Raw genomic sequence first — 11,812 nt, forward strand, 5'->3', positions numbered from 1 at the left:
CGCGTTGGCCGCGTCGTCCGTTTGCTGATTACATGAGAATGAACGAACAGTCTGAGGAACGGGACGAGGTGTTGGCTACCGTGCGTCGCTTTGAGCGCATGATGGCTGATGGCGAACCGGTGTTTTTTGATCTGGCCGATTTTGAGAACATCATCGACCATTATACTACGAACACGCAGTTTGACAAAGCGCTACAGGCGTGTGAAGCTGCCGTTGCACAGTACCCCTTCTCCACCGAACTGCTTATCGATCGGGCGCAGATCCTGGCCATGCGTGGCGAGTACCAGGCTGCACTGCAACAGATAGACGAGGTAGCCGGCCGCGACCCCGACAATGCTGACGTGGCCGTGACGCGGGGCATAGTAGCCACCCAGCAGGGTGACCTGGCCGCCGCGGTGGCTTACTTTCAGCAAGGTATTGAACGCTCACCTGACCGCGACGACATCTACTTCAATCTGGGCCTGGCTTATCAGCAATGGCAAAAGTTTAAGAGTGCCGCGCGTAGCTACAAGCAAAGTTTGCGCATCAACCCCGACAACGACGCCGCGGTTCAGGAGCTGCTGTACTGCCTGGAAGTATCGGGCCGCCTAGAGGCCAACCTGGAGTTCTTTCGCCGCTTTACCGACGAGGACCCGTACTCGGCAATTGCTTGGTACAACCTTGGTCAGGCCTATTACAAAGCCGCCCAGTACGGCAACGCGGCGCAGGCTTTCGATTACGCCATCGTTATCGACCCCAAATTTTACGAAGCGCATGCTTACTTGGCCAGCGCCTTCGTGAGCATGGAGCAGTACCAGCGTGCCATTGAAGAGTTTCAGCTTAGCTACCCGCCCGAGCAGCCCACGGCCGAGGCCTTGTGCAACATCGGGGAATGCTACGAGAAGCTGCGGCAGTGGGACTTGTCGCGGCGGTACTACCAGCGTGCCATCGACCTGAATCCGGACATGGACGAGGCGTGGTTTGGCATCGGGGTAGTGCTGGATGCGCAGGAGCACTGGTTTGAGGCGTTGCACTTCTACCGTAAGGCGGTAACGCTATTTGAAGAAAGCGGGGAGTACTGGCTGGCGCTGGGCGGCGCCGAGTACCAGGTGGGCAACGTGGTAAGCGCCATTGAGGCATACGACCGCGCTACGCAGGTGGCGCCGGAAATGCCGGAAGCCTGGATTAATTGGAGCGCCATTCTTTACGAACAGGGCAACTACGACGGTGCTATCGACCTGATGCGGGCTGCTGCGGAGCTTCTGCCTGCTGATGCCGATCTGCAATACCGCTTGTGCGCATACCTACTGGCAGCGGGCCGCTATCGGCAGGCCTACGAAGTATTGGAAAGCGCTCTGCTGCTAGACTTCGACAAGCACCGCCTGCTGTTCGACTTCTTTCCCGAACTGGAGCAGCAACGGGCCCTTACGCGCCTGATCGAACAATATCGAAAGTAGCAGTAGTAACAGTTTAGCCGGTGGCGGTTGGCCCTTGGACGTTTTCGTTCACGAGCCAACCGCCGCCGGCTTTTTTGCGCCCAACGCTTTGCGTGTACTTTTGCGCGGCCGCGTGGCGGCGAGGTGGCGGGAAAGAAGCTCCTTAAGCCCCAAGTTCTCTAGACTCTAACCATGAACTACTCTCTCTCTCAAATCCCCGAGCGCACCGAAAAGCCGCGCGAACAAGGCTTCACCATGGTAATGGACAAAGGCCTGAGCGTGCGCGAGGTCGAGGATTTTCTGGAGGTGGGCGCTGCCTACACCGACATCGTGAAACTGGGCTGGGCCACATCCTTTGTGACGCCCAACCTGCAGCGCAAGCTTGATGCCTACCGTGCAGCCGGTATTCCGGTGTACTTTGGCGGCACGTTATTCGAGGCCTTCATCATCCGCGGTCAGTTCGACGATTACCGCCGCTTGCTGGACCGATACGGCATGGAGTACGCCGAAATTTCCGACGGCTCCATTGAACTCGACCACGACCGGAAGCTCGAGTTTATTCGCCAGCTGTCGGGGGAGGTAAAGGTGCTGTCGGAAGTAGGCTCTAAGGATGCGGAGAAGATCATCCCGCCTTATAAGTGGATTGCGCAGATGCGCACGGAACTTGAGGCCGGCGCCATCAAGGTTATCGGGGAAGCCCGTGAAGCCGGCAACGTTGGTTTGTTCCGTAGCACCGGGGAGGTGCGTTCTGGCCTTGTTGAAGAAATCCTGACGCAGATTCCCTTCGAGAAGATTTTGTGGGAAGCGCCGCAGAAAGCACAGCAAGTGTGGTTCGTGAAGCTGCTTGGCGCCAACGTTAACCTGGGTAACATTGCCCCGACGGAGGTAGTATCGCTCGAGACCATTCGCTTGGGGCTGCGCGGCGACACCTTCTCGCACTTCCTCGACATGGATGAGGTCGACCCGATGTTCAAACCCGTGGAAAAGCCCGGTGCCAAGCCCGGCACTTCAATGCCGCGGGGGTAGAATTATTTTTGAACAACAAAGCAGCCGGCACTAAGCCGGCTGCTTTGTTAATAGTCATGAGCAACTAGCCTTAAAGAAGACTTACGTAGCGGTGGCGCAACTACTGTTATTCTGAATTGAAAAATACACATGTTGCAGCCTTATTAAATTTCATCAGTTCTGCACTACTAGGCGACGCGGCTTTCATATCGCTGAGCAAAGCCCGAGAAGTATCGTAAATAAAAAATATTGCGGGGAAGTAAACGTTTGCACGTCAGCAAAGTCAAAGCATGGCTTTCATATGCTATGCAACCAGTAGATGGTTCGGAGCATCGTTTGCTGAGGTTCCTAATTACGATGTAATGTTGAAGCGCTACGGGTATCTGTTACTATGCTTGCTGTTATTAGCAGATATAGGGTTTTCCTTTTTTCAGCATAGTAAGGCAGTGTTAGATGGGGATATAGCTAATATCGTATTACCTACCGAATCCTATCGTCACGTCCTGACGGACCCATTTGGCCTGGCGGCGTCTGTAGAGCAGGAAGTTTACGCTGCTCCCAATCGGTTTTTTGCGCACTGGCTCATGAGCGGCTATTTCCAGATAGTCCCGCTTCAATTGCAAGCTCTTGTAGGTCCCATTGAAAGCGTTTACCTGGCTTCGGCCATATTAAAAACGCTTATTCAAGTGCTGCTGATAGCTGTCTTGGCAGCCTACATTACGGCACATAGGAATTCGCCTAAGAAGGCCTCACTGCTAGCTGCGGTACTCGTGGTGCCGCTCTTTCAGGCCTATGGCTATCATGGGCAAATGGGCATAATTGATAAAGCGGTTACCTATGCCATCTTTTATCCATTACCGTTAGGCCTGCTGTTGATATTCTTCCTGCCGTTTTACCGGGCGGCTGTAAGGGAAAAGCAGCTTCAACTCAGCTCCTTTAAAGTCTTTTTGTTGTCGCTGTTGGCCATCTTCTTGGCCTTCAACGGGCCATTGGTACCTGCAGTAGTACTTATAGTATGTCCAGCCGTGCTACTGTATAAAGCATGGCAGTATGCGCAGGAGTTTCAGGGAGCATCGTGGCTGCTACGCATACAACATGTTTATAAGCGCTTTCCAAAGCAGCTCTTGTTTTGTTTTGGCTGGATCAGCTTGCTGTGTTTGTACTCCTCGTATGTAGGCCAATACAATGCTGAGAACCTTACTAATACGCTCCCTTTACTCGAGAGATATGCCCGTTTGCCTTTGGGCGTTTATTATCAGCTCACTCAGAAGTTGGGCCTGATGTTGTTAGTCGGCGTGGTACTCATCAATGCCTGGCTCATTCGCAAGCAGCAAGTGCCAGCGGAAGCCAAAATGCTGATGCAGGTGCTGAAGTGGGTAGGCCTGTTTGCCCTTGTATATACCTTGCTGCTGCCGCTAGGCGGTTACCGTGATTACCGGCCAAACATTCTCCGTCGGGATACCATCATGCCCATTCTGCTTTGCTTGGTGTTCTTATACGGAGCGACATCTTATCAACTGCTGCTGCATCTGCGGCCTGTGCTCCGACGCTGGTATGCAGTAGCCACGATTGGGTTTGCTGCCATTTATACCTTTGCCGATAAGTCAGCAAAACCGGAAAACGCCAACGAGAAGCGTGCCTTGGCAGTTATTGCCAATTCGCCTGCGTCGGTGGTACAAGTTGATTGTCCCGTACTATCGTGGGAAAAGATCAGCCACCCCCGCGACTCAAATGTGCAAGCGGAAATGCTGTACGCTTGGGGAATTGTCAAAGAGAAGAAGTTATTCTACGAGCGTTAGTAGCTGCGCTTGTCTCATACTTCTGGCTAAGTAGTGAGGAGCAAAGAATTTTAAACGCGCTGTATCTGCAGCCTCTTAAGGCTGGGCTTCGACACGCTTGTCTACATTCGCGCGCAAGTGGAGCGCTTGCTTCGCTGGGCTTTACCCTGCTACTCATGTTGCCGCCGCTGACCTCCTTGCCCGAACTGTACACGCCGCGGCTGCACATGCGTCGCCTCGTGGCGGCCGATGCCCCCGCTCTGCTCCGGCTGCGTTCCGATGAGCAGGTAATGCGCTACTTAGACCGGGAACCGACCACCACCCTGCAGCAGGCGCAGGAGTTGATTGAACTGATAAACCAAAACATTGAGCAGGGTAAAGGGCTTATGTGGGGCATCAGCCTGCTGGGCCAGCCCGAGCTAGTCGGCACCATTGGCCCGTGGAGCATCGCAGCCGAGCACTACCGCGGCAAAATAGGCTACCTGCTGAGCCCGCACTTGTGGGGCCAAGGGCTCATAGGTGAGGCGTTGGAAGAAACGTATCGGTTCGCATTCGAAGAAGTGGGGCTGCATAGCCTCGAAGCCAATGTGAACCCCGACAACGCTGCCTCCCGCCGGTTGCTGGAAAAGCACGGTTTTGTGCAGGAAGCCTATTTCCGGGAAAACTTCTATTACGCGGGCCGTTTTCTGGACATGGTTGTTTACAGCCGGTTGGCGCCGGCCCGAAACGCAAGCAACTAGGCGGTGGACAGTAGCTGGCGTGGCGGGCGGATTCTGGCGCCGGCTACGCATAAGCAGCCGACAACCTGTTTGCCCTGAGTGAGTATTAAAGCGGGTTTACGATCAGACCGAAACCCGACCATGAAACACTTGCCGCACTTACTGCTGACGGCTGCCGGAGCCTTGCTCATCGGCTGCAGCCAGCAGCGCTCTGATACCGCCGATACCCAAACCGATCCGCAAGCCAACGGCCAGACCGGCGCCGTTCCGGCCGAGCCGCAAGGTACGACCGGGCAGGAAGTCCAACTGCCTGAACCGTACGCCACACCTTCTGAAATCAAGTTCAGCAAAGTCATTGGCTGGCCAGCGGGCAAGACGCCCACGGCACCGGCTGGCTTTACCGTTACGGAGTACGCCCGCGACCTGCAAAACCCGCGCTGGGTATACATCGGGCCCAACGGCGACGCTTTTGTGGTGGAGTCTAACACGGTGCCGCGCACCTCTACGGCCAAGGGCGAGAAAAAGGAAGGAATGAAAGAGTCGCGCTCCATTCGCGAAACCAGCGCCAACCGCATTACCCTGTTCAGGGATGCCAACAAAGACGGCAAGCCCGAGCTGCGCGAAACCTTCCTGATCGATCTTAATCAGCCTTTCGGCATGACCATCGTGGGCAATTATTTCTACGTGGGCAATACCGATGCTGTGCTGCGCTTTCCGTACCAGCCAGGCCAGACTAAAATCAGCGGCAAAGGGGAGAAGGTGCTCGACCTGCCCGTGGGTGGCTACAATAACCACTGGACCCGCAACCTGCTGGCTAACGCCGACGGCTCCAAGATTTACGTGTCCATCGGCTCGGCTTCCAACGTGATGGAACGCGGCGAGGAAGAAGATCGGGGCCGGGCTCTGATCATGGAAATTAACCCAGATGGCTCGGGCAAGCGCGTGTTTGCCAGCGGCCTGCGTAATCCCGTGGGTATGGACTGGGCGCCCGGTACAAAGGTGCTCTGGACGGCCGTCAACGAGCGGGACGAACTTGGCGACGACCTCGTGCCCGACTACCTGACCAGTGTGCGCGAAGGCGGCTTTTACGGCTGGCCTTACGCGTATTTCGGACAGAAGGAAGACCCGCGCCGCAAAGGCGAGCGGCCCGATCTGGTCGCGAAGTCCATTGCACCAGATGTAGCCCTGGGGCCTCACACGGCTTCATTGGGCCTGGCCTTTTACAACGCACAATCTTTTCCGGCGAAGTACCAAGGCGGGGCCTTCATCGGGCAGCACGGCTCCTGGAACCGTTCGGAGTTTTCGGGCTACAAAGTCGCCTTTGTGCCTTTCAGTGGCGGAAAGCCTAGTGGGGGCATGGAGGACTTCCTGACGGGCTTTATTGCTAATCCGGATACCCGTGAGGTGTATGGCCGGCCTGCCGGCGTAACCGTGGCTCCAGATGGCGCCCTGCTCGTGGCCGACGACGCCGGCAACCGCGTCTGGCACGTGGCCGCTCGGTAACGGTAAGCCACAAGTATCCCGGCTAGGCGCTATACTTGCGGCCAGTTCTTTGTCATCCGCAACTGCCGTAGAAAGGTTGCTGCCACTCGGCAGCATTAAAAAGGAACCGTGTGTAATTCACGGGCTGACGCGCAACTGTAAGTAACACAATCAAGGAAAGTCACTTAGGTCCATTGCCGCCGCGCGGTGAGAAGGACGGCCTTCCCGTTACGAGCCAGGAGACTTGCCTACCTACGATGCGACGCGTGCTTTCGCGACTTAGAGCCACCGTCGAATACAGAGGAACGGTGTGCCCTGGGCCCAACAAGCGCAGGAGCAAGGCGGCCAGTGCCTGCCTGCGCGTCCGATGATATTCGATGAGGGAAGTAAGCCCCGAGGTCCGCCCCAAACGCAGGTGCGGGCCTCACCTTTTTCCTTTTTTTCGATGACCGACGTCGCCCAACGCATTGCCCACGCCGAAACCCGCATTTTCAAAGCGGTATTTCCCAGCACCACCAATCACTATGACACCTTGTTCGGTGGCACGGCCATGCAGCTCATGGATGAAGTGGCTTTCATTGCCGCCACCCGGTTTAGCCGCAAGCGCATGGTTACTGTCTCCTCCGACAAGATTGACTTCCGGATTCCCATTCCAGCGGGCACCATCGTCGAGCTGATCGGGCGGGTTTCGCGCATCGGCACCAAAAGCCTCGATGTGCAGGTCGACATCTTCACCGAAGAAATGTATTCCGATTCGCGGCACCACGCCGTGGCCGGTACGTTCACCTTCGTGGCCATCGACGAGCACAAAGTGCCCATCAGTGTGCTGTAATTCCTGTGCGCCTCCTTGCCAGCCTAGTGTGGCCGCGCTGATTGGCGGCGTAAAACAGCCGATAATTTGACGCTGGAGAGGGGCTGTTTGCCGTTTCGAAGCCGATGATAAGCCGCAGGTTACGCCCTTGGATGACGAGCCTTTGCAGGATAGGGCTTTACTTTGCAGGATAATCTCTGCACGCATGGAAATACTTAAGGACTTCATCGACATCGTCCTGCACCTCGATAAACACCTGGCCGAGCTGATTCAGCAATACGACGTCTGGACCTACGCCATCCTGTTCCTGATCATCTTCGTCGAAACCGGCGTAGTGGTGCTGCCCTTCCTCCCCGGCGACTCGTTGCTGTTTGCGGCCGGCTCGCTGGCCGCGCTGCCCAACAGCCCGCTCAACGTGACGCTGCTGATCCTGTTGCTCATTGTGGCCGCCGTGCTCGGCGACACGCTCAACTACCACATCGGCGACTACATCGGGCCGCGGGTATTCCGGCGCGATTACCGCTTCCTGAAGCGAGAGTACCTGATCCGCACGCAGGAGTTCTACGAAAAACACGGTGCCAAAACCATCATCATCGCCCGCTTCGTGCCCATCGTGCGCACGTTCGCGCCTTTCATCGCCGGCGTGGGCACCATGAGCTACGGCAAGTTTCTGTCCTACAACCTGGTAGGAGGTGTAATCTGGGTAACGTCGCTGACGGTGGCCGGCTACTTCCTCGGTAGCATCGAGTTCATCCAAAAAAACTTTGGCTTGTTCACGTTGTTGATTATAGCCGTGTCGGTGTTGCCCGTGGTCATAGAATTCCTGAAGCAACGTTTCGCCTCGGCTCCGCGTCAGGCGTAGTTGTACATTAGAAAGTAGAAAACCGTCCCGGCTATTTGGCGGGGACGGTTTTTTTTGTTTTTTCGGGGTAAAATCCGTTGTCTATGCCTCGTGAATTCGGTCTTATTGGTCGCTCTTTGACGCATTCTTTTTCGCCGGCTTACTTCACGCAGAAGTTTGAGCACCTAGGCCTGACCGACTGTACGTACGAGCCATTCGAACTAGAGCACATCCGCGACTTACCGGCCCTGGTAGCCAGCCGGCCTGACCTTACCGGGCTCAACGTCACCATTCCCTACAAGGAGCAAATCATGCCTTACCTCGATGGGCTGGACGCCTCGGCGGGGCGGGTAGGTGCCGTCAACGTCATTCAGTTTGATGCGGACCGCCGGCTCATCGGGCACAACACCGATTACGTGGGGTTTCGCGACTCTTTGCAGCGTTTTTATCCGTTGCGTGGCGAACCTGCTTCGGCGCTTATTCTGGGTACCGGTGGGGCGGCCAAGGCCGTAGAAGTGGCCTTGCGGGAGCTGGACATACGCAGCTGGTTTGTCTCGCGCGACGAGCTGGCTTTGGGCCTCACCTATGCCGAACTGAGCCCGGACTTGGTAGCCGCGCATACGCTCATCATCAATACTACCCCGCTCGGCACCTACCCGCGCGTGGACGAGTACCCGCCCATTCCCTACGAAGCCCTCACGCCGCAGCATTACTTGTTTGATCTGGTATACAATCCCAGCGAAACCGAATTTATGCGTCGGGGCCGCGCTGGCGGCGCCCAAACGCAAAACGGCTTCGAAATGCTTTGCCTGCAAGCCGAAGCCGCCTGGGCCATTTGGAACCGGGGATGACGGGACAGACGATGAGGTAACGTGAATTGAGGTACCGAGAAAAAAGAACCGGCCCGGCTGCGAGAGCAGCCGGGCCGGTTTGCTGATGCGGACGAGCTACGAATGTGTAACCTGTCACTCATTACCTGGTTTAGTTACCTCCCTGGCCACCGCCGCCTTCGCCGGCCTTTTGGTCGTCGTTGCGGATGCTGCGGCTCGGGCGGCGCGGCTTATTCTCCAGCTTGCCGAAGCGGTAGCTGAAGGCGCCCCGTACGCCGCGGTTAAACACGTACGTGGTGTTGGTGGAGCTAGATCGGCCGTTGTCGAAGTCGTTCACCAAGCGGATGTTGCGCGAGAAGGGGTTGTCAGCGTTCAGCGTGAAGTCGGCCTTACCCTTTAGCAGCTCCTTCCGCAAGCCGATGGAGTACATCTGCCAGGGCGAGTTGCGACCTTGTAGCTGGATGCGCGGCGAGTTCAGCATGCCGAAGAACTGCACGCTGAGGCCTTTCTCAAACTTATAGCCCGAGTTGATATTGGCCGAGTACACAAAGCCCGAGTTGCTGCCCCGCTGGCCCAGGTCTCGGAGGGTACGGCTGTAGAGGTACACGTAGAACATGCTTACGTTGCCGCTGATGTCCCACTTCGGTAGCGGCTTGATCGAGCCGAAGAAGTTGGCGCCGTAGGTTTGGTTTTGGGCTACGTTGCCAAAGGTCGAGATGACGCGGCCTTCAGCATCTGTATTATACACCCGCTCGATGGCGTTGTTGGTCTGCCGCGAGTAGAGCGAAATATTGATGGTCGACTTCTTGACGAAGGCGTTCCAGTTCAACTCGTAGTTGTCGGTGAATTCGGCATCGAGTTCCGGGTTACCCTGCGAGATGTTGCGCGGGTCGGCTTCGTTGCGGTAGGGGTTTAGGAAGAACACGCTCGGGCGCTGAATGCGGCGCGAGTAGCTCAAGCGCAGCGACGAGCCGGGCTGTTTGAGGTTGCGCGTCAGGGCTACGTTGGGCAGCACGTTGGTAAACGTCAGCTTGAAGGGCTGGTCCTGGCCTTCGAAGTCGCCGTTCAGATCGGTACGTTCCACGCGGGCGCCCAGCCGCACATTGTATTTTTTGCCCAAGCTGGTACCGTAAGTACCGTACGCAGCCATTACGTCTTGGTCGTAATCGTATTTGTTGGTGAGGCGCGGGTCTTCGCGCAGCACGCCATCGGGGCCGGTGCGGCTCACGCGGAAGTCGCTGGTCACCGTCCGCTGGATCATTTTACCGCCGACTTCTACTGTTTGCTTATCCCCGATAGGATGCACGTAGTCGGTTTGCAGGGTTGTTTCGAGGTTGCGAGCCGTGTTGGGGCTTTCTTCCTCGAAGGCAATAACATCGGGCTCGGTCAGCGAAAACTGGTCGAGCTCATAGCGACGCGTGTTGCGGTTGCGGTTGTGCTGGCCCAGTACCGTCCACTCGCGGCGGCTGTTCTGGCCAAAGCTGCGCGTGTAGGTGCCCGTCAGGTCGTAGCTCTGCATCTGAAACCGCTGCTTAAAGTCGCGGGTATAGTTGCCCAGTTGCTGATTGCGCGGATCAACGGAGCCTTCGTCGAGGGTGTAGGTGTTGAAGATGTTCGCTTCGTTGCGGTTGCGGAACAAGTTGCCGTTCAGCGACAAGCTCACGGCGTGGTTCGGCGCCGGTTCGTATTCCAAGCCAATGCGGGCGTTGCCGCCGCCGCCTTGCGCCCGGCCCTCGTTGCGCTGGGTCAGGCGGCCAATAGTACCCTGATTCAACGTATTGCGTACGTCACGGTCTACACGGTCGACGCGCTGCTCGCCGGGGGCATAGAAAGCCCAGCCATTCATGGCCGACGACAGCCCCAGTTTTCCTTTGCGGGCGTTCAGGGCAAAGTTGCCGTTGGAGTTACGCGTACCCACGGCCACTCCCACGTTGCCGTTGATGCCCTGCAGGTTATTTTCCTTCAACACAATGTTGATGATGCCAGCCGAGCCCTCCGCATCGTATTTGGCCGAAGGCGAGGTAATCACCTCTACGTTCTTGATCTGGTCGGCGGGCAATTGCTTTAGTGCTTCGGCTACGTCGCCGGCCACCACAGCCGAGGGCTTGCCGTTGATGAGCACGCGCACGTTGCCGGAGCCGCGCAGCTGCAGGTTGCCATCGGGGTCTACGCTTACCATCGGGGCTTTGCGCAGCACGTCGGCGGCGGTACCGCCCTTGTTGGTGTTGTCCTGGGCGGCATTGTACACCAGGCGGTCGGGCTTGCTTTCCACCACGGGTCGTTCGCCGGTCACCGTCACTTCGCCCAGCTGCTTGGCTTCCGACTTCAGTGCTACCGTGCCCAGGTCGAGGCTCATCTTTCCCTCTTCCAGCGTCACGGGCTGTATTTGACTGCCGTAACCAATAAAGCTGATCGACAAGCGGTAGGAACCCGCCGCTAGGCCTTTCAGCGTGAAACGGCCTTTGTCATCGGCCACGGTGCCGTCGAGGGGCTGCTCGCCAGTGGCGGGCAACAGCGCCAGGGTAGCAAATTCCACGGGCTGCTTGGTAGCAGCGTCTACCACCGTGCCGCTGATGCGGCCGTTGCCGCGCGGGGTCGGGGTAGAGATTACCGCCGGTTTGGTGCCCGGAGTGGCGGGGGCACCAGGGGCTCCCGTTGGAGCTCCAGCGGGTGGCCCGGCCGGCCGCGGGGCTGGCGTTTGCGCGAGGGCATTGCCAGAAAGCAGACTGGACGATGCCAGCAAAAGCAGTACGGCGTGTTTCATATCAGTGGGTGTAGCTAAGCGAAGAGGAGGGAAAACTACCCGCAGTGGGTGGACGGGCTAAGAAAAATCAGGCGAAGCGTAGTCACCGGCGACCAACAGTATCCAGTACCGGTGAGTGGAATAGGCTCTTAATCAATTCGGGTGTAAAGGTCAAGATTGGTATTTTG

General features: G+C 57.1%; 9 protein-coding genes and 1 riboswitch. Of the genes, 8 read left to right on the forward strand and 1 reads right to left on the reverse strand.

The window, feature by feature from the left end; all coding sequences use genetic code 11:
• Nucleotides 1-38 precede the first annotated feature (38 nt).
• The 8 genes from AC5FXY_RS17525 to AC5FXY_RS17560 all read left to right on the forward strand — a co-directional run bounded on the left by AC5FXY_RS17525 (nt 39) and on the right by AC5FXY_RS17560 (nt 8,902).
• Complete coding sequence (locus AC5FXY_RS17525) at nt 39-1,436, forward strand: tetratricopeptide repeat protein (protein WP_493558008.1); 1,398 nt, start codon at nt 39-41, stop codon at nt 1,434-1,436.
• 171 nt (nt 1,437-1,607) lie between these two features.
• Nucleotides 1,608-2,441: a phosphosulfolactate synthase gene (locus AC5FXY_RS17530; RefSeq protein ID WP_493558009.1), complete on the forward strand. Its 834-nt coding sequence runs from the start codon at nt 1,608-1,610 to the stop codon at nt 2,439-2,441.
• A 341-nt stretch (nt 2,442-2,782) separates the two neighbouring features.
• On the forward strand, nt 2,783-4,219 hold the full coding sequence (locus AC5FXY_RS17535; RefSeq protein WP_493558010.1) for a hypothetical protein: 1,437 nt from the start codon (nt 2,783-2,785) through the stop codon (nt 4,217-4,219).
• 155 nt (nt 4,220-4,374) lie between these two features.
• Nucleotides 4,375-4,938, forward strand: a complete 564-nt coding sequence (locus AC5FXY_RS17540; RefSeq protein WP_493558011.1) for a GNAT family N-acetyltransferase — start codon at nt 4,375-4,377, stop codon at nt 4,936-4,938.
• 120 nt (nt 4,939-5,058) lie between these two features.
• Nucleotides 5,059-6,420 (forward strand): PQQ-dependent sugar dehydrogenase, encoded by a 1,362-nt coding sequence (locus tag AC5FXY_RS17545; RefSeq protein WP_493558012.1) that lies wholly within the window; start codon nt 5,059-5,061, stop codon nt 6,418-6,420.
• Nucleotides 6,421-6,476: 56 nt separating this feature from the next.
• Nucleotides 6,477-6,665: riboswitch (cobalamin riboswitch) on the forward strand.
• Between the two features lie 179 nt (nt 6,666-6,844).
• Nucleotides 6,845-7,231, forward strand: coding sequence for an acyl-CoA thioesterase (locus tag AC5FXY_RS17550; protein WP_493558013.1), 387 nt, complete (start codon nt 6,845-6,847; stop codon nt 7,229-7,231).
• Between the two features lie 184 nt (nt 7,232-7,415).
• Nucleotides 7,416-8,072: a DedA family protein gene (locus AC5FXY_RS17555; RefSeq protein ID WP_493558014.1), complete on the forward strand. Its 657-nt coding sequence runs from the start codon at nt 7,416-7,418 to the stop codon at nt 8,070-8,072.
• Nucleotides 8,073-8,155: 83 nt separating this feature from the next.
• Complete coding sequence (locus AC5FXY_RS17560) at nt 8,156-8,902, forward strand: shikimate dehydrogenase family protein (RefSeq protein WP_493558015.1); 747 nt, start codon at nt 8,156-8,158, stop codon at nt 8,900-8,902.
• 130 nt (nt 8,903-9,032) lie between these two features.
• On the opposite strand, the gene AC5FXY_RS17565 is transcribed toward AC5FXY_RS17560, so the two are convergent.
• Nucleotides 9,033-11,645: a TonB-dependent receptor gene (locus tag AC5FXY_RS17565; protein WP_493558016.1), complete on the reverse strand. Its 2,613-nt coding sequence runs from the start codon at nt 11,643-11,645 to the stop codon at nt 9,033-9,035.
• Nucleotides 11,646-11,812: the final 167 nt, after the last annotated feature.

The sequence above is a fragment of the Hymenobacter sp. FMD4 genome, assembly GCF_058932745.1.

Coding starts and splice junctions, on each gene's coding strand:
- AC5FXY_RS17565 (WP_493558016.1), bottom strand. CDS start 11,645: ATGAAACACGCCGTACTGCTTTTGCTGGCATCGTCCAGTCTGCTTTCT.
- AC5FXY_RS17530 (WP_493558009.1), top strand. CDS start 1,608: ATGAACTACTCTCTCTCTCAAATCCCCGAGCGCACCGAAAAGCCGCGC.
- AC5FXY_RS17525 (WP_493558008.1), top strand. CDS start 39: ATGAACGAACAGTCTGAGGAACGGGACGAGGTGTTGGCTACCGTGCGT.
- AC5FXY_RS17555 (WP_493558014.1), top strand. CDS start 7,416: ATGGAAATACTTAAGGACTTCATCGACATCGTCCTGCACCTCGATAAA.
- AC5FXY_RS17550 (WP_493558013.1), top strand. CDS start 6,845: ATGACCGACGTCGCCCAACGCATTGCCCACGCCGAAACCCGCATTTTC.
- AC5FXY_RS17540 (WP_493558011.1), top strand. CDS start 4,375: ATGTTGCCGCCGCTGACCTCCTTGCCCGAACTGTACACGCCGCGGCTG.
- AC5FXY_RS17545 (WP_493558012.1), top strand. CDS start 5,059: ATGAAACACTTGCCGCACTTACTGCTGACGGCTGCCGGAGCCTTGCTC.
- AC5FXY_RS17560 (WP_493558015.1), top strand. CDS start 8,156: ATGCCTCGTGAATTCGGTCTTATTGGTCGCTCTTTGACGCATTCTTTT.
- AC5FXY_RS17535 (WP_493558010.1), top strand. CDS start 2,783: ATGTTGAAGCGCTACGGGTATCTGTTACTATGCTTGCTGTTATTAGCA.